This window comes from Microbacterium sp. M28 (assembly GCF_025836995.1).
Classification (GTDB): domain Bacteria; phylum Actinomycetota; class Actinomycetes; order Actinomycetales; family Microbacteriaceae; genus Microbacterium.
The window spans coordinates 907469-933555 of sequence record NZ_CP107546.1; the positions used below are offsets into that span (position 1 = coordinate 907469).

Here is a 26087-nt window from a genome sequence, read left to right on the forward strand (position 1 = left end):
AACGTCGCCGTCCTCGATCAACGAGCGAGGGGAGTGAGCCGGCGGAAGCGGTCGCTGACCCGCGTCGAGCCCGACACGACGCGCTCGGCGCCCGGGACGCCGCTCGCGCCGACCGCGAGGATCGCACGCGCGAGGACCTCGTCTCGTACCTCGCGCCTGGCGTGATCGTCGGCGAGCATCTCGACGAGGGCCGCGACCTCGGCCTCCGCGCGTGCGGCGATCGGGAACCAAGGCAGCGCCGAACGCCAGGCGCGGAACGCCAGCAGCAGCAGATCGTGGCGCTGCTCGACGTGCGCGCGCTCGTGCGCGATCACGGCGACGAGCTCATCGGCATCCAGCCGGTCCAGCAATCCCTGCGACAGCACCGTCACCGATCGCGCGCCGTTCGGCAGGCAGTAGGCCACCGGAACGGCGTCGTCGATCACTCGTGTGCGCGCCCGCGTCGGGTGCGGCGATGTGAGCATGTCGAGCAGAGCGAGGTGGCGGTGACGCTGCCGGGTCACCTGTACGACCGTCACGGCGAGATGCGCCAGCAGATACACGGTGAAGGCGATCGCGGGGATCAAGGCGATCCAGGGGTGGCCCGGGGCGACGGAGTACCCCGCCAGCGCCAGTGCGCCGATCATCGACAACCCGCCGGCGAGTCCGATCGCCTGCCAGAGCAGCAGCGCGATCACCGGCATCCGCATGGGCCAGGACGTGCGCGACAGCGCCACCGGCACGGGCCACGCGAGAGCGACCGCTACGACGCCGAGCGCGATGGCTGCGGAGACGATCACCCCGTGCGGGATGACCAGTGCGCCGACGAGCGCTTCGTCGCTCACAGCGGCCAGCGGGCTCATGGGCAGAGCGTCAGGCCGCGCCGGAGAGCAGCTGACGCAGGACGGCCGCATCCTCGGGGGACACGCCACCCACGAAGCGCTCGAGTACGGCGGTGCGGTCGCCGGCATCGCCGAGGACCGAGTGCATGAGTTCGGCGACATGATCCGCCCGAGATGCGACGGCCGTGTAGCGGTGCGGTCTGGCGGAGCGGTCCGATGCGACGAACCCCTTCTTCTCCAGCCGCGAGAGCACGGTGAGCAGGGTCGTCACCGCGAGTGCGCGCCCCTCCGCATCCAGCTGTTCCTTCACGTCGTACGCCGTGACGGGGGTCGCGGCATCCCAGATCGCATCCATGACGGTGCGTTCGAGTTCTCCGAGCGTTCCCATGTCATTCCTCCGGGATCTATTCTACCCCCAGTCGAATTTGTTCTATGCTCTGTCGAAGAAGTTCTACAACTGGTAGAATTCACGTGAATCCCTGGACCAGGCTCTTTGAAGGAGACCAGCAGTGGACGTTCTCGACATCGCCCGGTGGCAATTCGGCATCACGACCGTTTACCACTTCCTCATGGTGCCGCTCACCCTCGGGCTCGGCATGTCCGTCGCCATCATGCAGTCGATGTGGGTGCGCAGCGGGGACGAGAAGTTCCTGCGGATGACGAAGTTCTGGGGCAAGGTCTACCTGATCAACTTCATCGTCGGCGTGGCCACCGGCCTCGTGCAGGAGTTCCAGTTCGGCATGGCCTGGAGCGAGTACTCCCGCTTCGTCGGCGACGTCTTCGGTGCGCCGCTGGCCATGGAGGGCCTGCTCGCCTTCTTCGTCGAATCCACCTTCCTCGGCATCTGGATCTTCGGCTGGGGCCGCTTGCGCAAGGGGCTCCACCTCGCGGCGCTGTGGTGCGCGGTGATCGGCTCGTGGATCTCGGCGTACTTCATCATCGTCGCGAACTCCTGGATGCAGCACCCCGTCGGTGTCGAGCTCGGAGACGACGGACGGCCTGTCATGACCGACGTCTGGGCGGTGCTCACCAACAACACCGCACTGGCCGCGTACACGCACACGATCCTCGGCGCACTCGTCGTGGCGGGCATGTTCCTCATCGGCATCTCCTGGTACCACCTGTGGCGCCGCCGTCACGACGGCATCGACACGGTCGACGAGAAGGGCTACGTCGTCGTCGGCGCCGCGGATGCCGTGCCAGGGCGCGATCGCAAGGACCACGGCGTGTGGCTGTGGTCACTCCGGTTCGGAGCCGTCGTCGCGATCCTCGGATTCGCCGGCACTGTCGCGACCGGCGACATCCAGGGCAAGCTCATGTACGAGCAGCAGCCCATGAAGATGGCGGCGGCGGAGGCGGCGTGCCACACCGGGTCGGCGTTCTCGGTGCTCTCGCTCGGCGACCCCGGCTCCCGCGACTGCGCGGACGTCATCACCCTCATCGAGATCCCTGGCGTACTCGGTTTCCTCGGCACGGGGGAGTGGGGCGCGGAGATGCCCGGCATCAGCGACCTCGAGCCGGAGTACGTGAACCAGTACGGCGAGACGATCCCCGATGACGAGCTCTACGGAGACCGCGCGGGCAGCGAGGTCGAGTACGTGCCGGTCATGTGGGTGACGTACTGGGGCTTCCGGCTCATGATCGGGCTGGGTGGCATCGTCGCGGCCGGCGCCGTGATCGCGCTGTGGCTGACCCGCAAGGGGACGGTGATGCGATCGCCATGGGTCATGCGCCTGGCGCTGCTCGGCATCGTCGCGCCGTTCGCGGCCAACATCGCAGGCTGGATCTTCACCGAGATGGGGCGTCAGCCGTTCGTCGTCGCGCCGAACCCGGATGCCACGGGCGTCGATGGCGTGTTCATGTTCACCGCGGCGGCCGTGTCGCCAGGCGTCACGGCGGGAGAGATGCTGTTCTCCGTCATCACCCTGACAGCGGTCTACGGAGTGATGCTCGTGATCGAGCTGTTCCTGATGGTGAAGTACATCCGCGGCGGAGTGGCGGCGTCGATGCCGGAGCTCGCGCCCCATGCGGATGCCGCTGACGATCGACCCGACGACGACAAGCGCGACGATGTGCTCGCGTTCGCGTACTGACACCGATCCGCATCGAGAGGAATGACCATGGAACCCCTTCCCGTCGTCTGGTTCATCGCGATCGCCGTGCTGTGGATCGGATACCTGCTGCTCGAGGGATTCGACCTCGGCGTCGGCATGCACATGATCTTCTCCACGCGGTCGGAGCGCGACCGCCGGGTCATGCTCAACACCATCGGGCCGGTCTGGGACGGAAACGAAGTCTGGCTCATCACGGCCGGCGCGGCGATCTTCGCGGCGTTCCCCGCTTGGTACGCCTCCTTGTTCTCGACGCTGTACATCCCGCTGACCATCACACTGGTCGGTCTCATCGTGCGCGCGGTCGGCATCGAGTACCGCGGCAAGATCCACACCGAGCGGTGGCGCACGTTCTGGACGTGGATGATCGGCCTGGGGTCGCTGGTGGTGGCCTTCTGCATCGGTGCCGCACTCGCGCTGACCTCATTGGGGCTGCCGATCAACGCGAACGGTGATCGCGTGGGCGGGCCGTTCGTCTGGTTGACGGTGCCGGCAGTGCTCGGCGGATTCGCCGTGGTCGGCTTCTCGCTGGCGCATTCGTCGACGTTCCTCGGGCTCAAGGCTGACGGCCCGGTGCGAGAGCGTGCGGGTCGCTTCGCCGCCGCGTGGGCACCGCTGTGCCTGGTCCCGGCCGCGGTCTGGGCCATCTGGGTGCAGCTCGCCCACGGCGGGAATCTGCTCGCCTGGGCGTTCATCGCGCTGGCGGTCGTGGGTGCGGCGGTCGGGTGGATCTCGGCCCGGCGCCGCCGCGAGGGGTGGGCGTTCATCGGATACGCCGGCTTCGGCCTGTTCGGCGCCGGGGCGGTCTTCGCGGGCATGTTCCCGCTCGTGCTCCCCTCGACGGTGGACGCCGCGTTCGACCTCACCGTCTGGAACGCGTCGAACAGCGCCTACACGCTTGGCGTGATGACGGTGGTCGCGGTGGTGGCGCTCCCGGTGATCCTCGCCTACCAGGCGTGGAGCTACTGGATCTTCCGCAAGCGCGTGACCCCCGGCATGATCCCGGACGCGCACATCGTGCTCCCGGCCGTCCTGCGGGCGTCCTGACGCGGCTCGTCCTCAGCCCAGAACGAGCGTCGCGATCAACAGCACGGGCACGCACCCGATGGTGGTGATGAAGACCGTGTCGCGCGAGATCGCCTCGCCGATGTCGTAGCGCTGCGAGTAGTTGAACACGTTCTGCGCGGTGGGCAGTGCCGCGAGGACGACGACGATGAGGACCTCGTGGGCGCTCAGGCCGAACACGAACTGCGCGAAGACCCAGGCGATCACGGGCATCACGAACAGCTTCAGCGTGGACGCGAGCAGCACATCGCGGCGGCGACCGGACGCGCCGAGGACGCGCTGCCCGAACAGCGATATCCCGTAGCTGATCAGCAGCACGGGCACGCAGGCGTTCGCGAGCAGCAGGGCGGGCTCCATCACGATCGGGGGCAGATCGATGCCGAGCACCGAGACGAGCGTCCCGAGCGCCGAGCCGAGGACGATCGGATTCGTCGCGGTGCGCGCGAGCGTGCGCCAGATCGAACTGCGCCCTGCCGTCACCGCGTCGAGGATGGCCAGGGAGATCGGCGTGAACACGAGCAGCTGCAGCAGCACCACGGGCGCCGGGTAGGCCGCGCTTCCCAGCAGGTACAGAGACAGCGGGATGCCGATGTTGTTGGAGTTCACCTGGCCGGCCGACAGCGCCCCGATGACGGTCTCTCCGATATCGCGCTTCCAGGCGAATCGGGCGACGAGGGCGTACGCGGCGATCACGACCAGCGCGGCGATCGCCGAGACGGGCAGCAGCGACGAGAACAGGACCTTGGCATCGGCCTGCGCGAGGACGGTGAACAGCAGGAACGGCGACAGCACGAAGAAGGTGAGACGCCCCAGGACATGCCGCGCGTGCGGTCCGAGCAGATCGATGCGGCCGATGATGTAGCCGACGGCGATCGCGACTCCCACGACGGCGAATCCGGTGAGAGTCTCGAGCACGTCTCGAGCGTAGCGCGCGTCGGTTCCGGGTGCCGTCACGGGCGGACATGACCGCGGTGCGGCAGACGATGATTCGCGAGAAATTCCCGTTCAGCGGGAAATTTGACTTCCCTGTGCAACGGGCTATGGTCGATGGTTACACCCGCCAGCCGACAGAAGGGGAAGCGAGTCACATGTCAGGCAAGTCACCGCACGCACGCGACGGGAAGAAGGCTCCGAAGCTGTCTCTGAAGGAGAAGAGAGCAGCCAAGCGCGAGAAGCTGGAGCCGGCCGCGTTCATCAAGCCGCGCAAGGGCGCGTCCGGCTGAGTCGAACGTCGGCCTCATCGCCGCAGACGTCGTTCCAATGCGGACGCCGTCGCGGCGACAGCGGCCGCGGCGGCCTGGTCCTCGGGTCCGGAACCCGTCGACCAGGTCGCCGCGACCGCAGCGATCGGCCAGTCGGCGGCGTCGCGCACGGCGACGCCCACCGACCGCAGCCCCGGGGTCACCGCGCCGTCCTCGATCGCGTAACCGCGACCGCGCACGTCGCGCAGCAGCTCGCGCAGCTCGGCAGGGCTCGCCGGTGCGGTGTCGTCGCGCGTCGAGAAAGCCGAACGGTCGGGGTAGAGCGCACGCACCTGCTCACGCGGGAGAGCGGCGAGCATCGCGCGTCCCGTCGCCGTGAGGTGGGCCGGAAGCCGTACCCCGACCTCGGTCACCAGTGTCGGTCTGCGCGGCGCGCGCTCCTCGACGATGTAGACCACGTCGGAGCCGCTCATGACGGCCAGGTGCGTGCTCTCGCCCAGATCATCGGCGAGTGCCGCCACGAGCGGCCTGCCCAGACGCGCCAATGGCTGCTGCCTGGCGAACCCACCCGCCAGCTCCGAGGCGGCGGTTCCCAGGCTCCATCGGCGCTCCTCCCGCAGGTGCAGCACGAACCCGTGCGCGGCGAGGGTCGTGAGCAGGTGGTAGACCGTCGAACGGGGCAGGCCCAGATCGCGGGCGACCGCAGATGCCGCGACGGGCGCAGGGCGGCCGGCGAGATGCCGGAGGATCCGCAGCGTCTGATCGGCCGCGGGGACCTGCGGGGTGCGGTCGATCGGCTTGTCTGGGATCACAGACACATGATCGCATGAACCGCTGTCGCGCGGTTGCTGCGGGGTGTGGAATCAGGATCATGAGCGCGCAGGTCACCATCGGAGCAGCACCCCTCACCATCGACGAGGTCGTCGCCGTCGCCCGCCACGACGCAAGGGTCGAACTGGATCCGGCGGCACGGGACCGCATCGCCGACTCCCGACGCATCGTCGACGCGCTTGCTGCGGATCCGGACCCGCATTACGGCGTCTCCACCGGTTTCGGCGCCCTCGCGACGACCTTCATCGCCGCCGATCGCCGCCGGCAGCTGCAGGCGAGCCTGATCCGCTCGCACGCAGCAGGAACCGGCGACGAGGTCGAGCGGGAGGTCGTGCGAGGACTGCAGCTGCTGCGCCTGCAGACGCTCGCCTCCGGCCGCACCGGCGTGCGCCCGGTCGTCGCGGAGACGTATGCGGGTCTTCTGAACGCCGGGATCGTCCCCGTCGTCCGCGAGTACGGATCGCTCGGCTGCTCGGGAGATCTCGCCCCGCTCGCCCACATCGCGCTGGCGGCGATGGGGGAGGGCGAGGTGCGCACGGATGCCGGACTCGTCCCGGCCTCCGAAGCGCTCGCGGCAGCCGGCATCGCGCCGCTCGTCCTCGAGGAGAAGGAGGGCCTGGCGCTCATCAACGGCACCGACGGGATGCTCGGGATGCTGGCGCTCGCGCTGCACGACCTCGATGTCCTGCTGACCACGGCCGATGTCGCCGCCGCGATGTCGGTGGAGAGCCAGCTCGGAACGGATGCCGTGTTCGCGGCCGACCTGATGGCGCTGCGTCCGCAGTCCGGACAGGCCGTGTCCGCCGCCAACCTGCGGGCGTTCCTCGCCGAGTCGCCGATCGTCGCCAGCCACAAGGGACCGGAGGATGGTCGGGTGCAGGACGCATACTCGCTGCGCTGCTCGCCGCAGGTGCACGGCGCCGCACGCGACACGGTCGACTACGCCGGCAGCATCGCGGCGCGCGAACTCGCCAGCGTCATCGACAACCCGGTGATCACGCTCGACGGGCGCATCGAGTCGAACGGCAACTTCCACGGCGCTCCGATCGCTGCGGTCCTGGACTTCCTCGCGATCTCCGTCGCCGATGTCGCGAGCGTGTCGGAGCGCCGCACCGACCGCGCCCTCGACCCCGCGCGCAGCCACGGCCTTCCGCCGTTCCTCGCCCACGAGGTCGGAGTGGACTCCGGCCTGATGATCGCGCAGTACGCCGCCGCGGGGATCGTCTCCGAGCTCAAGCGCCTCGCCGTTCCGGCATCCGTCGACTCCATCCCGTCATCCGCCATGCAGGAGGACCACGTCTCGATGGGCTGGTCGGCTGCACGCAAGCTGCGCCGCGCGATCGACGGACTCGCGCGCGTCGTCGCGATCGAGATCCTCACCGGCGCCCGCGCACTCGACCTGCGCGCTCCGCTTCAGCCCGGCCCGGCGACCGGAGCGGTCCGCGACCTCGTCCGAACGGTCGCCGAAGGCCCAGGCCCGGACCGTTTCCTGTCGCCCGACATGGAAGCCGTCACCGAACTCGTCCGATCGGGCGCCGTCGCCCGCACAGCAGAGGAGCACGCACATGTCTCGTGAGATCAGGGCGCCGCGCGGCAATCACCGCACCGCCAAGAGCTGGGGCGCCGAGGCGGCCAAGCGGATGCTGATGAACAACCTCGACGCCGAGGTGGCCGAGCATCCGGAGGATCTCGTCGTGTACGGGGGCACAGGGCGCGCGGCACGCAGCTGGGAGGCGTACGACGCGATCGTGCGGACGCTCGACGAGCTGGAGCCCGACGAGACGCTGCTCGTACAGTCCGGAAAGCCGGTCGGCGTGTTCCGCACGCACGAGTGGGCGCCTCGGGTGCTCATCGCGAACTCGAATCTCGTCGGGGATTGGGCGAACTGGCCGGAGTTCCGCCGACTCGAGCAGCTGGGGCTGACCATGTATGGCCAGATGACCGCGGGGAGCTGGATCTACATCGGCACGCAGGGCATCCTGCAGGGGACGTACGAGACCTTCGCCGCCGTGGCTCGCTCGCTCGGACGCGAATCGCTGCGGGGAACGCTGACCCTCACCGGTGGCGCCGGCGGCATGGGCGGCGCCCAGCCGCTCGCCGTCACGATGAACGACGGCGCCGTGCTCATCGTCGACGTCGACGAGTCGCGCCTGGAGCGCCGCGTCGCTCACGGCTACCTCGACGAATACACGACCGATCTGGATGCCGCGGTCGTCCGTGTGCTCGCCGCGAAGGACGCCGGTGAGGCGCTGTCGGTCGGCGTCGTCGGCAACGCAGCCCAGGTCTTCCCCGAGCTGCTGCGCCGCGGTGTGCCGATCGACATCGTCACGGATCAGACCAGTGCGCACGACCCGCTCGCCTACCTCCCGCTCGGTGTCGCGTTCGACGACTGGAAGGACGAGGCGACCAGGGATCCGGAGGACTTCACCCGGCGTGCCCGCGAATCCATGGCCGCGCACGTGGCGGCGATGGTGGCTTTCCAGGATGCCGGGGCCGCCGTCTTCGACTACGGCAACTCGATCCGCGCCGAGGCGCAGCTCGGCGGCTTCGAGAGGGCCTTCGCGTTCCCCGGCTTCGTGCCGGCGTACATCCGTCCGCAGTTCGAGGAGGGCCGTGGGCCGTTCCGCTGGGCCGCGCTCTCGGGCGACCCCGAAGACATCCGCAGGACGGACCGCGCGATCGCCGAGCTGTTCCCCGAGGATGCTGCGCTGCACCGCTGGCTCGACAAGGCGGGCGAGAAGGTGCACTTCGAGGGACTCCCCGCCCGGATCTGCTGGCTGGGCTACCAGGAGCGCCATCTCGCGGGACGGAAGTTCAACGAGATGGTCGCATCGGGGGAACTGTCCGCGCCGATCGTGATCGGCCGCGACCACCTCGATGCGGGCTCGGTGGCGTCGCCATACCGGGAGACGGAGGCCATGAAGGATGGGTCGGACGCGATCGCCGACTGGCCGCTGCTGAACGCGCTGCTGAACACGGCATCGGGAGCCAGCTGGGTGTCGCTGCACCACGGCGGCGGTGTCGGCATCGGCCGCTCGATCCACGCCGGTCAGGTGACCGTCGCGGACGGCACAGCGCTCGCCGCCGAGAAGCTCGAGCGCGTGCTGACCAACGACCCGGGCACCGGTGTCATGCGCCACGTCGACGCCGGATACGAGCACGCCCGCGACATCGCCCGCGAGCGCGGCCTGAAGGTGCCGATGCTGTGAGCACGCTCATCACGAACATCTCCGAGCTGACGACCAACGTCGACGACGCCGTGCACGACGCGGCGGTCCTGATCGATGACGGCCGCATCGCGTGGGCCGGGCCGGCCGCAGAGGCACCGCGCGCCGACGACATCGTTGATGCCCAGGGGCGCGCGGTCATCCCCGGATTCGTGGACAGCCACAGCCACCTCGTGTTCGCCGGCGACCGCGCTGCCGAGTTCGAGGCGCGGATGGCGGGGCAGAGGTACGCCGCCGGAGGAATCCGCTCCACCGTCGTCGCGACCAGAGCAGCCTCCGACGACTCCCTGCGCACGCGCCTACGCGGATTCCTGGACGAGATGCTCGCGCAGGGCACCACGACGGTGGAGATCAAGAGCGGCTACGGGCTGAGCGTCGCGGACGAGGAGCGGCTCGTGCGCCTCGCCGCCGAGGTCACGGCGGAGGTCACGTTCCTGGGGGCGCACGTCGTGCCGGCGGAGTACGCGGATCGGACGGACGAGTACGTGGATCTCGTGGTCGGTCCGATGCTGGATGCCGCGGCGCCGCACTCCCGCTGGATCGACGTGTTCTGCGAGACGGGGGCGTTCACGGTCCCTCAGTCCCGTCGCGTGCTGGAGGCGGGCATCGCGCGCGGGCTCCTGCCCCGCATCCACGCCGGCCAGCTGGGCCAGGGCGACGGCGTGCGCCTCGCGGTAGAGCTCGGCGCGGCATCCGTCGACCACGGCACCTACCTCAGCGGCGAGGACGTGGTCGCCCTCGCCGCATCCGACACCGTATTGACGCTGCTGCCGGGGGTGGAGTTCTCCACTCGCCAGCCCTACCCGGATGCCCGCCGGCTGATCGATGCCGGCGTGACCGTGGCGATCGCATGCGACACCAACCCCGGATCGAGTTTCACCAGCTCGATGCCGTTCTGCATCGCCATCGCGGTGCGCGACATGGGGATGACGCCCGCCGAAGCCGTACGAGCGGCGACAGCGGGCGGCGCCAGGGCGCTGCGCCGGAACGACGTCGGATCGATCGCACCCGGCATGCGCGCCGATCTCGTGCTGCTCGACGCTCCGACCAGCATCCATCTGGCCTACCGGCCGGGCGTCCCCCTGGTGGCCGGAGTGTGGAAGGACGGCGTCCGCGTCCGTTGACGCCGTCCTCCCTGGACTCAGCGCGCTGCGAGGTCGGCGACGTCCTCGGGGGAGAGCGCCGAGCTCCACACCGTGAGCTCGTCGACGTCGCCCTGGAAGGGAGCATCCCACCAGTTCACGCCGAGGGCGAAGACGTTGCCGTCGCCGGACAGGATGTCCGGGAAGCCGCCGCCCTCGTAGCGCAGCTCGCCGTCGATGTAGACGGATGCCGCGGCACCGTCGACGACGAACGCGACGTGCGACCACTCACCGGTCGGCAGGAATCGGCCGGTACCGGCGTCGTACCACTGCTCGCTGCCGGCCCACAGCATCGTCGAACCGCCCACGCCGCTGTGCCCCTGAGGGAGCAGGCTCAGCCAGTTCGTCTGACTGCCGGCGGCGAAGAAGGCGGAGGTGTACGCGGTCAGCGCTTCGGGGCGCAGCCACAGCCCGACCGAGTACGACGTCCCCTGCACGAGGTCGTCCGGAAGCCGGACACCGGCCGTGCCGTCCAGGCGCAGCGCGCTGCCGGAGACGCCGTCGTCGACGAACGCGGCCGGAGCGGCAGCGCCCGCATCGATGCGGGCACCGGTGGCGACGGCATCCGGGAACACGCCGTTCGCGTCGCCGAGGTCGTCCTCGAAGGACCACTCCCCGGCCAGAACCCCGGGAGTCCGTGCGAGCACGATGATCTCGAACGGCACCTGCGTGGAGGCCTCGCCGTTCGTCACCGTGGCGGTGAGCGTGGCGTGCGCGTCCGGTTCGCCGACGGCCGGGCGGGCGACAGCGCCATCCGCGGTCACCACCGCGTCATCCGAGGATGTCCAGGTGATGGTCGTCCCGCCCGTGCCCGACGTCGGGAGATCGAGGTCGATCGTCACCCCGTCGGTGTCGCCGAGATCGAGGTCGGCGATGACGGCCTCGACCGCGTCGGCCCCTGTGAGTTCGACGCTCTGCCGTCCCCACAGTGCGACGCCCTCATCCGAGACGACAGTGAGTCCGGTGGACCAGGTCTCGAGATCCGGATCCCAGACCGGCGCGAAGACGCCTGAGTAGGACTCGCCGTCGATCGTGAGGGTGGCGGCGTGCTGGCCCTCGCGCTCCCACGTGCCGTTGGCGTCACCGGTGATGCGGCCGTCCTTCTCCAGCGTGACGTCCCTCGATTCCGCGGCCGTCGCGGTGATGTCCTTGCCCATGTCGACCAGCTGCCACGTGCCCAGCACCTCGGACCGTTTGATCTTGCCTGCGGTCTCGCCGGCGTAGCGCATCGGCGAGACGACCGGCCAGCCCTGCTCGTTCATCCACATCTGGTGCACGCGCACCTCGTGCTGCTCGCCCATGCCCGGGAAGCGGGCATGGAACACCATGAACATCCGGCCGGTGGCGGGATCCTGGTACCAGGAGGTGTGACCGGGGGAGACGTACCCGGTGCCGAGGCCCGTCCCAGGATCGCCGAGCTCGCGGGTGAACAGGTGACCGCCCATGAGCTTGACACCGTACGACTGGATCGACTCGTCGTCGAAGATCGGCAGCGACGGGTCGGCCTTGACGTCCGCCATGTCGTTGCCCTCGGCATCCAGGTACGGGCCGTCCGGCGTCTTCGAGCGCGCGACGCGCACGTCGTATCCGCCCGACGCGTCGAGCCCGCCGAACGACAGATACAGGTAGTAGTAGCCGGTTGCGGCGTCGTACTGGATCGTCGGCGCTTCGATGCGGCTGTGATTTCCGCCGACGAGGTGCGTGCCGTATCCCTGGCCGGGCAGCGGCTCGCCGGTCTCCGCATCCATCTTCAGAATGCGGATGCCTCCGGAGTACGAGCCGTAGACCATCCACAGATCGCCCTCGGCGTCGTAGAAGGCGTCGGGGTCGACGGCATTGGGATGCACGCGGGCGTCGTAGATCTCTCCGGGGTTCTCGCTCTCGCCCGCCATGCCGCTCTTGAGCAGGATGCCCTGGTTCTCGTACGGGCCGTCGACGGCGTCACTGGTCGCTATCCCGAGCGCCGACCGCGGAGACGATCCCTCGCAGGCGTTGTAGTACATCGCGAAGCGGCCATCCGGCAGCTGGATGACGTCCGCAGCCCACAGCGTGGAGCTCTGGGCCCACTCGAATGTCTCGGCGAGTTCGGTGTAGATGTCCTCGAACAGGGCGTTGTCCGGATTCTGCGACAGGTCGATGGTGTGCTGCTCCCAGGCCATCAGATCCTCCGTGTGCGCGGAGGCGCCGTGGGAGCCGAAGGCCCAGATCTCGTCGCCGGCCGTCACGATCGATGGGTCATGCACGGTCACGTCGCTGAAGGACGGCGGGGGCGGATCGCTGGGCTGTTTCGCCGCGGCAGCGGGAGCGCACAAGGCTCCTGCGGCGACGAGTGCGGTCGTGGTCAGCGCGAGCGCGGTGCTCGCCCTGCGCGCGCGGGGACGTCGCGTCATGGTCTCTCCAGTTCGACAGTGGACGGGAACGCCTCAATCTACAACGATGCAGACCGCATATACAACGATGTAGAAGAATCCCACGAGAAAGGGCACCCGGCGTGTGCGCCAGGTGCCCTTCAGGTGGAGCGGATCAGATGACGCCCTGTGCGAGCATCGCTGCCGCGACCCGTTCGAAGCCGGCGATGTTCGCGCCGGCCACGTAGTCGCCCGGAACGCCGTAGCGCTCGGCTGCGTCGAAGGAGGCGCGGTGGATGTCGCCCATGATCTCGCGGAGCTTGCGCTCGCTGTCGGCGAAGGCCCAGCGCTGACGGGAGGCGTTCTGGCTCATCTCGAGCGCGGATGTGGCCACGCCGCCCGCGTTCGCGGCCTTACCAGGTGCGAACAGCACGCCGGCGGACTGGAACGCCTCGACGGCCTCCGGGACGCACGGCATGTTGGCGCCCTCGGACACCGCGCGCACGCCGTTCGCGATCAGCGCCTGCGCGTCGGCCAGGTTCAGTTCGTTCTGCGTCGCGGAAGGCACGGCGATGTCGACCGGGACCTCCCAGACGCTTCCGCCCTCGACGAAGCGCGCGCCGGGGCGACGCTTCGCGTATTCGACGATGCGACCGCGCTCGACCTCCTTGATCTGACGCAGCAGATCGAGATCGATTCCCGCGTCGTCGACGACGTAGCCGGAGGAGTCGGATGCCGTGACAGCCGTGGCTCCCAGCTGCGTGGCCTTCTGGATCGCGTAGATCGCGACGTTTCCGGAACCCGAGATGCCGACGCGCTTGCCCTCGAACGAGTCGCCCTTGACGGCGAGCATCTCCTGCGCGAAGAACACCGCACCGTAGCCGGTGGCCTCGGTGCGCACCTCGGCGCCGCCCCACCCGGTGCCCTTGCCGGTGAACATGCCGGACTCGTGACGGTTGGTGATCTTGCGGTACGTGCCGAACAGGTAGCCGATCTCACGGCCGCCGACGCCGATGTCGCCCGCGGGGACGTCGGTGTGCTCACCCAGGTGGCGCCACAGCTCGCTCATGAACGACTGGCAGAAGCGCATGACCTCGGCATCCGACCGGCCGTGCGGGTCGAAGTCGCTGCCGCCCTTGGCACCGCCGATGCCCTGGCCCGTGAGCGCGTTCTTGAAGATCTGCTCGAAGCCGAGGAACTTGATGATCGACAGGTTCACCGAGGGGTGGAAGCGCAGGCCGCCCTTGTAGGGACCGAGGACCGACGAGAACTGGATGCGGTAGCCGCGGTTGACCTGCAGCGTGCCGGCGTCGTCGACCCACGGCACGCGGAACATGATCTGCCGCTCCGGCTCGACGATGCGCTGCGCGATGCCGGCGGCGGCATATTCCGGGTGGCGTTCGAGGACCGGTCCGATCGAGTGCAGCACCTCGTGCACGGCCTGCTGGAACTCCGGCTCGTGGGGGCTGCGCGTCCGGACGGTGTCGAAGACCGGCTGCACGGAGTCGGCAAGGGGATGGAAGTCAGTAGCGGTCACGCGGGGAACGGCTTTCTTGATGGGGATGCGGGTGAGGCGATCGTGTCGCGTGAGAACGTGCCGGTCGGGCACACGAGTTCTCACTTTAGCGCGACGCGCATTGTGAGCAGGACGGGGCGGTCACCCGGTGTTCTGCAGTCCGGCGGCCACGCCGGACACGGAAAGGAGCAGGAGGCGCTGCTGTTCGGCATCCGCTCCCGACCCCGTCGCGGACTCGTCAGCGGAGCGCAGCTCGCGCAGCGCCCGCAGCTGCAGCAGCGACAGGGCGTCGACGTAGGGGCTGCGCAACTGCACCGCGCGTTGCAGGATCGGCTTGTTCTCGAGGAGGCCGGATCCGCCGGTGAGGCGGATGACCCATTCTCTGGTCAGGGTGAGCTCTTCGAGCACCAGCTGCGCGAGGTCGTCGCGGTCGCCGAGTGCGAGGTACCGGCGCGCGATGCGCTCGTCGGTCTTCGCGAGGCTCATCGCGACGTTGTCGATCATGGTGTGCAGCAGCGGCCACTCCCGGTAGGCCTCGGTGAGCAGCGCCTCGTCGCCGACGGCTTCGAGCGCGGTTCCGAGACCGAACCAGCCGGCCAGGTTGATGCGGGCCTGGGTCCACGCGAAGACCCACGGGATGGCGCGCAGGTCCTCGAGGGATTCGACGGACAGACCGCGTCGGGCCGGGCGCGAGCCCAGGGCGAGCAGGCCGATCTCCTCGAGCGGCGTCACTGTCGCGAACCAGGGGGCGAAGCCCTCGGCCTGCACGAGCTCGAAGAAGCGGGCGCGGGAAGCGGTGTCCATGGTCGCCGCGATCGAGGCGAACCGCTCCGCCGCACCGCTGGTGCGCTGTTCGACTCCGGGCGAGGAGGCCAGCAGCGTCGCAGCGGCGACCTGGTCGATGTGGCGCATCGCGATGGCGGGCTCCCCGTACCGGGCGAAGATGACCTCGCCCTGCTCGGTGAGCTTGAACCGACCGTCGACGGAGTGCGGCGGCTGGGCGAGGATCGCCGAGTTCGCCGGTCCGCCGCCACGCCCGAGGGCGCCGCCGCGGCCGTGGAACAGCGTCAGCTCGATGCCGGACTCCTGCGCCCACTGCGCGATCTTGCGCTGCGCCTCGTAGAGCGCGAGGTTCGCCGCGACCGGCCCGACGTCCTTCGAGGAGTCGGAGTAGCCCAGCATGACCTCGAGCCGGTTGCCGGTCTCCGCCATGCGCGCACGGAACTCGGGGAACTGCACGGTCTCCGCGAGGATCGCGGGAGCGGCCTGCAGGTCGGCGAACGTCTCGAACAGCGGCACGACGTCGAGCACGGGGGCGTCGTCGCCGAGCGCGTAGCGCGCGAGCCGGTGCACGTTCGCGAGGTCCTGGGCGGACTGCGTGAACGAGACGACGTAGCGGCCGGCGGCCCGCGGTCCGTACTCGCGCTGGATCTCGGCCACCGCACGGAAGACGTCCAGCACCTCGATCGTCTTCTCGCTTCGGTCACCGCCGGCGTCCAGCTCGGCCAGCGCCTGACGGTGCACCTGCGAGTGCTGACGCACCTCGAGCTCGGTGAGGTGGAAGCCGTAGGTCTCGACCTGCCAGATGAGGTGCTGCACTCCACCGAACGCGTGACGGCGCGCTCCGGCGGCGATCAGCGAGTCCTGCACGGTGCGCAGGTCTGCGAGCAACTCGTCCGGATGCGTGTAGCCGCCCGGGGTGCCGGTGCGCTTGGCGGCCACGCGGCGCGCGAACAGGAGCAGGAGACGGCGGTGCGGCTCGTCGGGCGAGCGGGTCGAGATGTCTGCGGCCGCCTCCGCTTCGGCGACGGCGAAGTCGTCCCACAGCGCGGCGGCGGCGGGGGAGACCGGCGTGCTCTCGGCATCCAGCGTCAAGGTGCGACCGATGCGGGCGAGGGCGCGCTCGAGTCCCTGCAGGACGTGATCGGAGGCGATCTGCGCGGCCTCGCGGGTGACAGCGGCCGTGACGAACGGGTTGCCGTCGCGGTCTCCGCCGACCCAGGATCCGACCCGCACGAACGCCGGGACGACCGGCGCGCTGGCGCCGGACTCCTCGCCGCGCAGGGCGTCGTCGATCCGGCGGTACACGTGCGGCACGGTGGTGAAGAGCGTCTCGTCGAACACGCTCATGACGGTGCGGACCTCGTCGACCGGGGTGGGCTTCTGCGCACGCAGCGGGGCGGTGCGCCAGAGGGTGTCGATCTCCTCCAGCATCCGGCGGCGGGCGCGGCGCTGCTCGGCACCGTCCTCGCTCGCCGAGTCGTGCTGCGTCAGCAGGTCGGACAGCCGGCGGATGCTCGTGGACACCGCACGGCGACGCGCCTCGGTCGGGTGGGCGGTGAAGACGGGGTGGAACCGGAGCCCGGCGAGTCGGCGTTCGGCCTCGGTGTCGCCGATCTCACGGCGCAGCTGCGCGTAGGCGGCTGCGACGGTGTCGGCGGCGCCGTCGCGTCCGGGCTGGCCGGCGCGTTCGCGCAGCACGCGCACGCGCTGGTGCTCCTCAGCGAGGTTGACGAGGTGGAAGTAGGCGGTGAACGCGCGGGCGACCTCATCGGCGCGGTCGACCGAGAACGAGTCCGCGATGGAAGCCGCGCGCTCGAACGCCTCGGCGCTCTCGTCGTCGTACGCCTGGATCGTCGCCAGACGCAGACGCTCGACGTCCTCGAACAGGCCGGGGGTGCCGGATTCGCGCAGCACCTGGCCGAGCAGGGCGCCGAGCATGCGGACGTCCGCCCGCATGGATTCGGGAATGCCGCGTCCTGCCTCGAAGCGACCGATGACGCGAATGGCCTCTGTGGGTGTGGGCTCGGGGGTCATCCTTCGAGCGTATCCCGACGCGCACGGCGCTCCGGACCGCGTGACGCCGCATGAAGGGCGGGCGCAGAGGCCTAGCATGGACTCGATGTCCGACTCCCGCAATCCTCTGCGCTCAGCGCAGTTCCCCGCGGTTCTGCTCCTCGTGGCGGCAGGACTGGGCCTTCTGCTCGCCAACACGCCCGCGCACGATGCGATCGCGGGGGTGCTGGACGTCCACCTCCCGGTGCCGGGGACGGCGCTGGACCTGTCCGTCGAGCACTGGATCTCGGACGGCCTCCTGGCGATCTTCTTCTTCGTCGTGGCGATGGAGCTACAGTACGAGCTCACCGGCGGTGAGCTGAACTCCTTGCGCAAGGCCCTGCAGCCGGCGATCGCCGCGGCAGGCGGAGTGATCGTGCCGATCGTCATCTATCTCACGATCGCCGGTGCGCCGCAGACGGCATCCGGCTGGCCCATCCCGACAGCCACCGACATCGCCTTCGCGCTCGGAGTGCTGGCCGTCTTCGGACGCGGGCTCCCGTCGACGGTGCGGGTGTTCCTGCTGGCGCTCGCGATCCTCGACGACATCATCGGGATCATCTTCATCGCCGTCCTGTTCGCGCACGATCTGAACTGGCTCCTGCTGCTGCTCGCCCTGGTCGGCGTCGTCGGCTTCGGCATCCTGAGCCGCCAGCTCGGCGAGCGCAACGACGTCGTCATCGGCGTGCTGATGGCGCTTCTCGGCATCCTCGTGTGGGGGCTCGTCGCAGCCTCCGGCGTGCACGCGACGATCGCCGGCGTGCTGCTCGGGCTCGCGGTCGCCCAGGCCCCCTCCATGCGCATCCGCTACGCGCTGGAGACGTGGGTGAACGGCGCGATCCTGCCGATCTTCGCGTTCACCGCCGCGTTCGTCGTGATCCCGGCGGTTTCCCCGTCGGAGTTCTCGCCCGCGTTCTTCGGCATCGCGCTGGCTCTGCCGGTCGGGAAGGTGATCGGCATCGGCCTGTTCGGCTGGCTGGCCATGCGGATCGGGTCCCGTGGGCGTCCGCCGGCGCTGACGATCATGGATCTCCTCGCCGCCGGCACACTGGGCGGCATCGGCTTCACGGTCTCGCTGCTGCTCGCCAACCTCGCGTTCGCGAACGATGCCGAGACGAGGGACCAGGCGATCCTCGGCGTCCTGGTCGGATCGCTGATCGCGCTGGTGCTCTCCGGTGTCATGGTCTCGCTGCGTGCGGCCTGGTACCGGCGGCGGGACGTGACCACAGCGGATGCCGGATGAGGGAGCAGGGATGAGCGACGCGCTGCGGGATGCGGCCGAGACGATGCGGGCCGTGCGCGAGCGCTGCGTCTGGTCGCAACGGATCACGCACCGGGATCTGGTGCCGTATCTCATCGAGGAGTCCCACGAGGTCATCGACGCCGTCGAGTCCGACGATCGCGCTGATCTGCGGGAGGAACTCGGCGACCTGCTCTGGCAGGTGCTCTTCCACGCCGCGATCGCCGCGCAGGACCCGGACGACCCCTTCGACATCGACGATGTCGCCCGGACGCTGACCGAGAAGATGGTCCGGCGGCATCCGCACGTCTTCGCCGATGCCGTCGCGACGACGCCCGAAGAGGTCCTCGTGCACTGGAACGCGGCGAAGGCCGCGGAGAAGCGGGAGCGCACGAGCGTCCTCGACGGCGTCCCGAGCGGGATGCCCTCGTTGGCCAGGGCTCAGAAGATTCTGGGCCGCGCCGCCGCGGTTCTGCCCGACCCCAGTCCCGTACACGACCTCGAACCTCCGGCATCCGAGCCCGAACTCGGTGACGCACTGCTCGCGCTGGTCGCCCAGGCCCGCACGCGCGGCTGGGATGCCGAGCGCGCCCTCCGAGAGCGCATCCGGGTGCTGGAGGACGAGGTCCGCGCGGCCGAATCCGGCTGAACCGGGGCGAGTGCCCGACGGCCGCGGCACGCATCCCGCCCGCGGACCTGGAAGAATCGACGGGTGGCTACCGTGAACCCGCCGCGCGGCATGCGCGACATCCTCCCCGCTGACAAGGCCCGCCGTGAGCGCGTCCTCTCCGTCATCCGCGACCGCTACCGCGCGCACGGCTTCGACGAGATCGAGACGCCGGTCGTCGAGGAGTATGCGCGCCTGCACGCCGGTATCGGCGGAGACAACGAGAAGCTCTCGTACAACATCCTGCGCCGAGGATTGGATGCCGACGGCATCCGTGCGGCGGCGGAGGACCCGGCGGCGCTGTCCGATCTCGGGCTCCGCTACGACCTGACCGTGCCGCTGGCCCGCTTCTACGCGTCGAACCGGGCGCAGCTGCCTGCGGTCTTCCGCTCGATCCAGATCGGCTCGGTCTGGCGCGCCGAGCGCCCCCAGAAGGGCCGCTATCGCCAATTCGTGCAGTGCGACATCGACATCATGGGCGACGACTCCTCCCGAGCCGAGGCCGAGCTGCTGGTCGCATCGCTGGATGCCGTGGCGGTCCTCGGTCTGACCGATGCGAGCATCCGGATCAACGACCGGCGCGCCCTGGACTGGATGCTGAATGCCTTCGGCTTCTCCACCGAGGAGCGCCCCGGTGTGCTCATCACGATCGACAAGCTCGACAAGATCGGGCCGGACGGGATCGTGACGGAGCTGCGCGAGCGCGCAGCCACGGCATCCGCCGTCGACGCGTTCGACGCCTTCCTGCGGCGTCCGCAGACACGGGAGTTCTTCCCGTACGGCGAGCGCCAGATCCGCAAGGCGCTGCCGGACGGCGCGCCGGACGAGATCGTCGCGCACCTGGTCGGCATCGGCGAAGCCGTGGCGGCCGGGCGCGGGATCGACGGTGCGATCCCGCTCGTCTTCGATCCGTTCCTCGTCCGCGGGATGGGGTACTACACGGGAACGATCTTCGAGCTCGCCCACCCCTCGGTGCCGTACTCTCTCGGCGGGGGCGGACGCTATGACGGCATGATCGGGCGCTTCCTGGGGCAGCAGGTCCCGGCCGTCGGGTTCTCGCTCGGCTTCGAGCGGTTGGTCGACCTGGTCGATCTCGCGGACGATGCGGATGCCGCGGCGGTCGTCCTGGTGCACGACGCCGACGTCCCGGTCGCCGAACTGGTCGCGCACAAGGCGGCGCTGATCGGCGACGGTTCCCGCGTGCGCGTCGAGCGGCGCACGAAGAACCTCAAGGGGCTCCTGGAGCGCTCGGCGGCAGACGGCTACACCGCTTTCGCCACCGTCTCGGCCGGCGCCGCGGTCGGCTCGTTGGAGATCAAGCCGCTCGGCTGAGCGCGCAGCATTCACCGTCGGTTCATCTCCGCCGTGTTCACTCTCATCCGTGGCACGCGGGAGAGCACTGGGCGCTGTGCTGGCGGCGTGTGTCGTCGCGGTGTTCGGGATCCGGCTCATCCTCGCCAGACAGGCCGCGATCGCTCGGCGACGGATCGGCAAGCCGCTGGGGGAGCAGTCCCTGGACGCCGACCGGGTCTGGCGGAAGTCGCTGCCCGGAAGTGCGATCGACCTTCTGCTGCTCGGTGACTCGCTCGCCGCGGGGCTCGGTGCCGAGCATCGCAAGCAGACGCTCGGGGGGCGCGTGGCGAAAGCGCTGGCGCGAGAGCTGCAACGGCCGGTGCGACTGCACACGGCCGCGGTCGTCGGTTCGGAATCGTCCGCACTGGAGTACCAGCTCGACAGCCTTCCGTCCGAGTATCGGGCCGACGTGGCGGTGATCGTCGTCGGCGGCAACGACGTGACGCACCTCATCCCGGCCTCGACGGCATCCGCTCAGCTCGAGCGCGCCGTCGTGCGGCTTCAGGATGCCGGGACGTCCGTGGTGGTCGGCACCTGCCCCGACCTGGGAACGCTACGCCCTGTGCCGCAGCCGCTGCGGGCACTGCTGTCGCGGATGTCGCGGCGCCTCGCCCTCGAGCAGACCAAGGTCGCGTGGCGGACGGGGGCGGTTCCGGTCGATCTGCGGCAGCTCGTCGGGCCGACGTTCCACGCCGAGCCGGATGAGATGTTCAGCCTCGACCGGTTCCACCCCTCCGCGGCGGGTTATCGTCGAACGGCGGAAGCGCTGCTCCCCGCCGTCGTCACTGCGTTGCGGTCTCGGCGGTGAAGCTCGCGGCCCACTCTTCGACGCGGCGCGCGCTCTCGGCGGGCGACAGGTCCTCGACACGCGACATGATCGACCACCGCACGCCGAACGGGTCGCGGATCGACGCGAATCGATCGCCCGACACGAAGTCGCTCGGCGCTTCGCGGATGACGGCGCCGGCCGCGGTGGCGGCTTCGACCACGGCATCCGCATCGGCGACGTAGAGTCCGAGCGAATAGCAGTCCTCCTCGCCGGCAGGCGGGGCGACCAGGTGGTATTCGGGTGTCGGCTCGCCGATCTGCAGCAGGCCGAGGCCGAAGTCGAGGTCGGCGTGCACGACGACTCCACCCATCTCGGTGACGTCGATCACGGTCGCGCCGAACACGTCGCGGTAGAAGGCGATCGCATCCCCGGCGCGCGGGATCGCGAGGAACGGCGTGAGCGAGGTCGCGTTGTTCGGGCGGCCGGCGGTGGTGTGGGTTCCGGTGAGTCCTGTTTTCGTCATGTCCCCGACGCTACGGACCGTGGGGGAGGGTGTGCTTGGAGATTCGCGACATGTTGTCCGCGCCGGGCTCTATCGTGTCGAGGGTGATCGATGCACGACGCGGGGTGCTCTACCCGGCACGGATGCCGGAGTTCCACCGGATCGCGCCGCCGAGCGCAGCGGTCGACCTGGTGCAATGGTTCTGGATTCCGCAGTGGGACATCGATCCGGGGCGGACTTCACGCCAGCATGTCGTTTCGTACCCGGCGTTGAACCTTGTGGTCGAGCCCCGAGGCATCGAGCTCGTCGGTGCCTCCACTGTCGCGACTTATCGGGATCTCATCGGCCGGGGATGGGCCGTCGGCGCGATGCTGAAGCCTGCCGCCGTCGCGGCGCTCACAGACGAGCCGAGCGCGCTGCGCGATGCGTCTCGCGCGTTCGACGCGCCGGATCTGCATCGCGACGTCGTCCGAGCGATGCGAGACGGCGGAGAGCGCGGTCGTGGGCGGGCGGTTGCGGTGTTCTCGGAATGGCTCATTGCTCGCGTGGGCGCGCTGAGTCCTGCGGCGCGCGATGCGAACAGGGCGGCGGAGCTGCTGATGACGGATGCCGAGGTGATCCGCGACGAGGATGCCGCGACACGGCTGTCCGTCTCGGTGCGGACGATGCAGCGCCTCACGCGACGCTACGTCGGGCTGTCTCCGGCCGCGATGATCCGGCGCCGGCGACTGCAGGAGGCTGTGCAGCGGGTTCGAGACCATCCGGACACGGATCTCGCGACGCTGGCGGCGGACCTGGGCTACGCCGATCACGCACATCTGACCAACGATTTCCGTACCGTGCTCGGGTTCACGCCATCGTCGTACCGTGCCGACTCCGGCACGGCTTCGACTCTGTAGAGCCGGGTCTGTAGGGCGCCGAGCCGACACGGAGTGGCGAGGCTCGACATGTTCACACTGCGTGAGCAGGCGGCTGTCAGAACGGTGGTGGTTGTTCGCGGGTGGTGTGTCCGGTGGGTGTGGTGAGTTGGATGGTGCCGTCGGGTCGGGTTCGGTAGTGGGTTCGGGTGCGGTGGCGGTGTTTGTGGTGGCGGGGGCAGAGGGGTGCGAGGGAGTCGGCGTTGGTTGTGCCTCCGGTGGCTCAGGGGCGGCGGTGGTCGATCTCGGCGTCGGCGGCGAGGCGTTCGCAGCCGTCGCAGGAGCAGGTGCGGTGTTTCAGGGTGAGCCAGTCGCGTTGGGCGGTGGTGGGCCGGTAGGTGCGGCGGTCCATGTCGAGGATCACTCCGTGGACGGGGTCGGTGATCACCCGGTGAAACGCGGTGGCGTCGGAGAAGATCTGCGCGGCGGTTGCCGGGTCGATGCTGTCGCGGCCGACGACCTCGGCCTGCTCGGACGCGAGAACCCGGACGATATCGGCGTCGATCGGGGTGCCGTCGCGGGCGGCGGCGAGCAACTGCACGGGGATGGTGACGAACACTTTCGTCTTCACCGCGGTGTCGGTGCCGATCCCGCGCAGCCACGCGCTGGACAGGTCGGCGCGGAGCTGGTCGCGGGTGCGGCCCTCCCGGGCGTCCTTCGACAGGTGCTTCGCGGTGGACGTCGCCCGCCGGAACGCGGCCCGCGCGTCAGGGTGGGGATCAGCGCATGAAACCACGCCATGCCCCCACCGGTGTCTTCGACATACACCCGCCGGTCCCGCATCGCCCTGGCATGCTGCGCCTCGGCCGGCACCGGACACAACCGGTCCGTGAGCCGCTTCAGCCGCCGATTGAACGACGCCGGCGAACACGACCCCGCCCATTCCGCGGTGGCGGCGTCGATCGCCGCGAACGCGGCCCGCTCCGCCGCCCGCTCCTCGGCGGTCGCATCGGCGGGAGCGGCGACCAGGCCGAGGGCGTGCACGGCCCGACCCAGCAGATACAACGACGCGAACCCCGTCACCGCCCGCTCCCACAACGCCGGCAGATGGGCCTGCGCACGCTCAGCCAGGAACACCTGCCCCCGCACGTGCTCCTCGGACATGTTCATCCGCAACGCGAGATCCAGGATCGCCGCCCGCTCCGCGAGATCCAGGATCGCCGCCCGCTCCGCGTGATCGATCGCCTCAGCATCCTCGATCCCGTCCACATACAACTCCGGATGCCGACGCGCATACCGCACCACCCGCAGCATCCGAACCGCCTGCAACGCCGCCTGACGATTCGCATCGACCTGCGAGCACTCCGCATCCGCCAGCAGCACACCGATCTCCTCCACCGGCCCGAGAACCGGAGAAGAAGAGGGCACCCGCGCCGCCGCATCCATCACCCCAGTTTAGTACCTATGTTCGAAACTGACAAGTGCTGTCAGCGGGAATTGTCTCAAGGGATACAGCGGTGAATGCGTTCCGACTCCTCGCTGCGCTCGTCGCTCAACGAACGGGTGGCCCCGCGCTCAACCAGCGAACGAGTCGCGCCCCCCTCGCGCAGCGAACGAGAGGGTGGCCACCTCGCGCAGCGAACGAGAGGGCCGGGCCCCTCGCGCAGCGAACGAGAGGATCGCCACTTCGCTGAGCGAACGAGAGGATGGCGCGACCTCGCTCAGCGAACGGATGGCGGCGCCCCACCTCGCTCGCCGATCGAGCCGAGAGTCGAAACGTGTGGGCGGCTCGGCCGCGCCGCTGGGTAAGTCGTCAGCGCGCGAGAAGCCGCAGTCGCAGCATCCGATACCCGACTCCGACGAGCACGACGACCGTGCCGACCAGCGATGCCAGCACGGGCAGCGTGTTCACGAGGGCGAGGCACCCGACGGCCCCGAGCACCTGCAGTGCCCGAGGGTAGCGCCGCACGTCTGCCTTCTGCCGGAACGCCGACGCGTTCGCGATGAGGTAGTACAGCAGGACGCCGAACGAGGAGAACCCGATCGCGCCGCGCAGATCCGCGATCAGCACGATCGCGATCACGACGACGGCGACGACGACCTCCGCGCGCTGCGGTACCTGCCAGCGCTCGTTCACGACGGAAAGCCAGCGGGGGAGATCTGCCTCGCGCGCCATCGCAAGGCTCGTGCGCCCGATTCCGGTCAGCAGCGCCAGCAGCGCTCCGAGCGAGGCGGTGGCCGCGGCGATGCGAACGACCGGTTCAGCCCATCCCCACCCCGCCGCGGCGACGACGTCGGCCAGGGGCGCTGTGCTGTCCGCTGCGTCCCCGCCCAGGACCAGCAGGACCGTCACACCGACGGCGACGTACACGACGACAGCCCCGCCCAGGGCGAGCACGATCGCGCGGGGGATCGTGCGAGCGGGATCGACGACCTCCTCGCCCATCGTCGCGATCCGTGCGTAGCCGGCGAAGGCGAAGAACAGCAGCCCTGCACCCTGGAGCACGCCGTAGGCCGTGGCATCCGCGAGAGCGGACGGGGTGTGCGGCGTGCCGCCGATCCCTGCCGCGACCACGACCGCGAGCCCGATCAGTGACAGCATCACGAGGATGCGGGTCGCGAGGGCCGTCCGCGTCACGCCGAAGCAGTTCACCGCTGCGAGCGCCGCTACAGCGATGACGGCGACCGTGCGCTCCCAGCCGACCGGCGCCGCATAGGAAGCGAACGTCATCGCCATCGCCGCGCAGCTCGCGATCTTGCCGATCACGAAGCACCATCCCGCGACGAACCCCGACCACGGGCCGATCTCCGCTCGCGCGTACGCGTACGTTCCACCGGCCACAGGGTGCACAGCGGCCAGTTGCGCCGAACTGGTCGCGTTGCAGTATGCGACCACGGCGGCGATGCCGAGAGCGATGAGGATGCCGGACCCGGCCGCCCCGAGAGCCGGAGCCCAGACGGCGAACACGCCGGCTCCGATCATCGAACCGAGACCGATCGCGGTGGCGTCGGCGAGAGTCAGGCGGCGGGCGAGTGGCACGAGTTCATCGTCCCACTGCGCGGTTAACGCTCGGTGCCGCGCGCCGCGGTGATGCGCTTCTTCTCCCTGATGTAGACCTCGCGGCGCACCTTCGCGACGACGTCGCCGTCCCGATCGGTGATCACCGTCTCGAACCATTCCAGCACCTTCGCCCCGCCGCGAGCACGCTGGCGGAGTTCGGCCGCCTTCTCCTTCGAGACGTGGAACTCCGCGGTGAGCACGCCCCGGCCCGGCTTGAGGAACTCGATCTCGCCGCGGGTGTCCCACACGACGTAGTCGCGACCGAGCTGGTGCATCACGAGCATGAAGAAGTACGGATCGGTCATGGCCGACATCGAACCGCCGAACGCGGTCTTGACGTAGTTGCGCGTGATGACGTTCACGTGCAGTTCGACGGTCGCGTGCGTCCAGTCCGCACTGAAGCGGCGGATGCGGATGCCGCTGAAGAGGTTCGGAGCCCACAGGCTCATGCCGATCGCGAGGCGGCGCGGGGTGATCTTCATGCGGATCAGTGTGGTCGAGTGTCGCGATCGTCCACAAAGCGTCTGGCGCCTTGCTACA

General features: G+C 69.6%; 23 protein-coding genes. 11 read left to right on the top strand and 12 right to left on the bottom strand.

The genetic code is table 11. The features are described from left to right. Positions 1–17 precede the first annotated feature (17 nt). Positions 18–842 (bottom strand): M56 family metallopeptidase, encoded by an 825-nt coding sequence (locus OED01_RS04520; RefSeq protein ID WP_264157186.1) that lies wholly within the window; start codon positions 840–842, stop codon positions 18–20. Between the two features lie 10 nt (positions 843–852). Further along, the gene (locus OED01_RS04525; RefSeq protein WP_264157187.1) at positions 853–1209 is read right to left on the bottom strand and encodes a BlaI/MecI/CopY family transcriptional regulator; all 357 of its coding nucleotides are present in this window, start codon (positions 1207–1209) and stop codon (positions 853–855) included. A 121-nt stretch (positions 1210–1330) separates the two neighbouring features. Here OED01_RS04525 and OED01_RS04530 point away from each other — a divergent pair, with 121 nt between their 5' ends. Further along, positions 1331–2914: a cytochrome ubiquinol oxidase subunit I gene (locus tag OED01_RS04530; protein WP_264157188.1), complete on the top strand. Its 1584-nt coding sequence runs from the start codon at positions 1331–1333 to the stop codon at positions 2912–2914. Positions 2915–2941: 27 nt separating this feature from the next. After that, complete coding sequence (cydB, locus tag OED01_RS04535; protein WP_264157189.1) at positions 2942–3979, top strand: cytochrome d ubiquinol oxidase subunit II; 1038 nt, start codon at positions 2942–2944, stop codon at positions 3977–3979. Positions 3980–3991: 12 nt separating this feature from the next. On the opposite strand, the gene OED01_RS04540 is transcribed toward cydB, so the two are convergent. Further along, positions 3992–4912, bottom strand: coding sequence for an AEC family transporter (locus OED01_RS04540; RefSeq protein WP_264157190.1), 921 nt, complete (start codon positions 4910–4912; stop codon positions 3992–3994). A gap of 47 nt (positions 4913–4959) precedes the next feature. Between OED01_RS04540 and OED01_RS04545 the strand changes: the two genes are divergently transcribed. Beyond that, complete coding sequence (locus OED01_RS04545) at positions 4960–5220, top strand: hypothetical protein (protein WP_264157191.1); 261 nt, start codon at positions 4960–4962, stop codon at positions 5218–5220. 14 nt (positions 5221–5234) lie between these two features. Here the strand turns inward: OED01_RS04545 and OED01_RS04550 are convergent, their stop codons facing one another. Then, entirely contained in the window at positions 5235–6011 is a 777-nt protein-coding gene (locus tag OED01_RS04550; protein WP_264157192.1) for an IclR family transcriptional regulator, read from the bottom strand. 59 nt (positions 6012–6070) lie between these two features. On the opposite strand from OED01_RS04550, the gene hutH reads away from it, so the two are divergent. Genes hutH through hutI form a run of 3 tightly spaced genes read left to right on the top strand, consistent with a single transcriptional unit; the run spans position 6071 to position 10381 of the window. Continuing rightward, complete coding sequence (gene hutH, locus OED01_RS04555; RefSeq protein WP_264157193.1) at positions 6071–7606, top strand: histidine ammonia-lyase; 1536 nt, start codon at positions 6071–6073, stop codon at positions 7604–7606. Next, the gene (gene hutU, locus OED01_RS04560) at positions 7596–9239 is read left to right on the top strand and encodes a urocanate hydratase (RefSeq protein ID WP_264157194.1); all 1644 of its coding nucleotides are present in this window, start codon (positions 7596–7598) and stop codon (positions 9237–9239) included. The genes hutH and hutU overlap by 11 nt, the downstream gene beginning before the upstream one ends. Beyond that, positions 9236–10381, top strand: coding sequence for an imidazolonepropionase (hutI, locus tag OED01_RS04565; RefSeq protein ID WP_264157195.1), 1146 nt, complete (start codon positions 9236–9238; stop codon positions 10379–10381). The genes hutU and hutI overlap by 4 nt, the downstream gene beginning before the upstream one ends. A gap of 17 nt (positions 10382–10398) precedes the next feature. Here hutI and OED01_RS04570 read toward each other — a convergent pair whose 3' ends face one another. The 3 genes from OED01_RS04570 to OED01_RS04580 all read right to left on the bottom strand — a co-directional run bounded on the left by OED01_RS04570 (position 10399) and on the right by OED01_RS04580 (position 17080). Further along, positions 10399–12789: a LamG-like jellyroll fold domain-containing protein gene (locus OED01_RS04570; protein WP_264157196.1), complete on the bottom strand. Its 2391-nt coding sequence runs from the start codon at positions 12787–12789 to the stop codon at positions 10399–10401. A 133-nt stretch (positions 12790–12922) separates the two neighbouring features. Beyond that, positions 12923–14284 carry an NADP-specific glutamate dehydrogenase gene (gene gdhA, locus OED01_RS04575; RefSeq protein ID WP_264157197.1) on the bottom strand — a complete coding sequence of 454 codons (1362 nt, stop codon included), beginning with the start codon at positions 14282–14284 and terminating at the stop codon, positions 12923–12925. 120 nt (positions 14285–14404) lie between these two features. Then, on the bottom strand, positions 14405–17080 hold the full coding sequence (locus OED01_RS04580; protein ID WP_264157198.1) for a phosphoenolpyruvate carboxylase: 2676 nt from the start codon (positions 17078–17080) through the stop codon (positions 14405–14407). A gap of 85 nt (positions 17081–17165) precedes the next feature. Here OED01_RS04580 and nhaA point away from each other — a divergent pair, with 85 nt between their 5' ends. From nhaA to OED01_RS04600, 4 genes are all read left to right on the top strand, one after another. Beyond that, entirely contained in the window at positions 17166–18341 is a 1176-nt protein-coding gene (nhaA, locus tag OED01_RS04585; RefSeq protein ID WP_264157199.1) for a Na+/H+ antiporter NhaA, read from the top strand. A 10-nt stretch (positions 18342–18351) separates the two neighbouring features. Further along, positions 18352–18987 (top strand): nucleoside triphosphate pyrophosphohydrolase, encoded by a 636-nt coding sequence (locus tag OED01_RS04590; RefSeq protein WP_264157200.1) that lies wholly within the window; start codon positions 18352–18354, stop codon positions 18985–18987. A gap of 90 nt (positions 18988–19077) precedes the next feature. After that, complete coding sequence (locus OED01_RS04595; RefSeq protein ID WP_264157913.1) at positions 19078–20337, top strand: histidine--tRNA ligase; 1260 nt, start codon at positions 19078–19080, stop codon at positions 20335–20337. 49 nt (positions 20338–20386) lie between these two features. After that, positions 20387–21166 carry an SGNH/GDSL hydrolase family protein gene (locus OED01_RS04600; protein ID WP_264157201.1) on the top strand — a complete coding sequence of 260 codons (780 nt, stop codon included), beginning with the start codon at positions 20387–20389 and terminating at the stop codon, positions 21164–21166. On the opposite strand, the gene OED01_RS04605 is transcribed toward OED01_RS04600, so the two are convergent. Next, the gene (locus OED01_RS04605; protein ID WP_264157202.1) at positions 21141–21650 is read right to left on the bottom strand and encodes a VOC family protein; all 510 of its coding nucleotides are present in this window, start codon (positions 21648–21650) and stop codon (positions 21141–21143) included. The two genes, OED01_RS04600 and OED01_RS04605, sit on opposite strands and share 26 nt — an antisense overlap. A gap of 83 nt (positions 21651–21733) precedes the next feature. On the opposite strand from OED01_RS04605, the gene OED01_RS04610 reads away from it, so the two are divergent. Continuing rightward, a complete protein-coding gene (locus OED01_RS04610) occupies positions 21734–22528 on the top strand; it encodes an AraC family transcriptional regulator (protein ID WP_264157203.1) in 795 nt (264 codons plus the stop codon). A 241-nt stretch (positions 22529–22769) separates the two neighbouring features. Here the strand turns inward: OED01_RS04610 and OED01_RS04615 are convergent, their stop codons facing one another. The 4 genes from OED01_RS04615 to OED01_RS04630 form a co-directional block, all read right to left on the bottom strand. After that, positions 22770–23105, bottom strand: a complete 336-nt coding sequence (locus tag OED01_RS04615; RefSeq protein ID WP_264157204.1) for a hypothetical protein — start codon at positions 23103–23105, stop codon at positions 22770–22772. A gap of 8 nt (positions 23106–23113) precedes the next feature. After that, positions 23114–23932, bottom strand: a complete 819-nt coding sequence (locus OED01_RS04620; protein WP_264157205.1) for a hypothetical protein — start codon at positions 23930–23932, stop codon at positions 23114–23116. Positions 23933–24299: 367 nt separating this feature from the next. Continuing rightward, a complete protein-coding gene (locus OED01_RS04625; RefSeq protein WP_413231625.1) occupies positions 24300–25469 on the bottom strand; it encodes an APC family permease in 1170 nt (389 codons plus the stop codon). An 80-nt stretch (positions 25470–25549) separates the two neighbouring features. Next, positions 25550–26029 (bottom strand): DUF4442 domain-containing protein, encoded by a 480-nt coding sequence (locus OED01_RS04630; RefSeq protein ID WP_264157207.1) that lies wholly within the window; start codon positions 26027–26029, stop codon positions 25550–25552. Positions 26030–26087 lie beyond the last annotated feature (58 nt).

Coding starts and splice junctions, on each gene's coding strand:
- OED01_RS04570 (WP_264157196.1), bottom strand. CDS start 12,789: ATGACGCGACGTCCCCGCGCGCGCAGGGCGAGCACCGCGCTCGCGCTG.
- OED01_RS04620 (WP_264157205.1), bottom strand. CDS start 23,932: ATGGATGCGGCGGCGCGGGTGCCCTCTTCTTCTCCGGTTCTCGGGCCG.
- OED01_RS04520 (WP_264157186.1), bottom strand. CDS start 842: ATGAGCCCGCTGGCCGCTGTGAGCGACGAAGCGCTCGTCGGCGCACTG.
- OED01_RS04580 (WP_264157198.1), bottom strand. CDS start 17,080: ATGACCCCCGAGCCCACACCCACAGAGGCCATTCGCGTCATCGGTCGC.
- nhaA (WP_264157199.1), top strand. CDS start 17,166: ATGTCCGACTCCCGCAATCCTCTGCGCTCAGCGCAGTTCCCCGCGGTT.
- hutU (WP_264157194.1), top strand. CDS start 7,596: ATGTCTCGTGAGATCAGGGCGCCGCGCGGCAATCACCGCACCGCCAAG.
- OED01_RS04605 (WP_264157202.1), bottom strand. CDS start 21,650: ATGACGAAAACAGGACTCACCGGAACCCACACCACCGCCGGCCGCCCG.
- OED01_RS04625 (WP_413231625.1), bottom strand. CDS start 25,469: ATGATCGGAGCCGGCGTGTTCGCCGTCTGGGCTCCGGCTCTCGGGGCG.
- OED01_RS04595 (WP_264157913.1), top strand. CDS start 19,078: ATGCGCGACATCCTCCCCGCTGACAAGGCCCGCCGTGAGCGCGTCCTC.
- OED01_RS04630 (WP_264157207.1), bottom strand. CDS start 26,029: ATGAAGATCACCCCGCGCCGCCTCGCGATCGGCATGAGCCTGTGGGCT.
- OED01_RS04545 (WP_264157191.1), top strand. CDS start 4,960: ATGACCGCGGTGCGGCAGACGATGATTCGCGAGAAATTCCCGTTCAGC.
- OED01_RS04590 (WP_264157200.1), top strand. CDS start 18,352: ATGAGCGACGCGCTGCGGGATGCGGCCGAGACGATGCGGGCCGTGCGC.
- OED01_RS04525 (WP_264157187.1), bottom strand. CDS start 1,209: ATGGGAACGCTCGGAGAACTCGAACGCACCGTCATGGATGCGATCTGG.
- hutH (WP_264157193.1), top strand. CDS start 6,071: ATGAGCGCGCAGGTCACCATCGGAGCAGCACCCCTCACCATCGACGAG.
- cydB (WP_264157189.1), top strand. CDS start 2,942: ATGGAACCCCTTCCCGTCGTCTGGTTCATCGCGATCGCCGTGCTGTGG.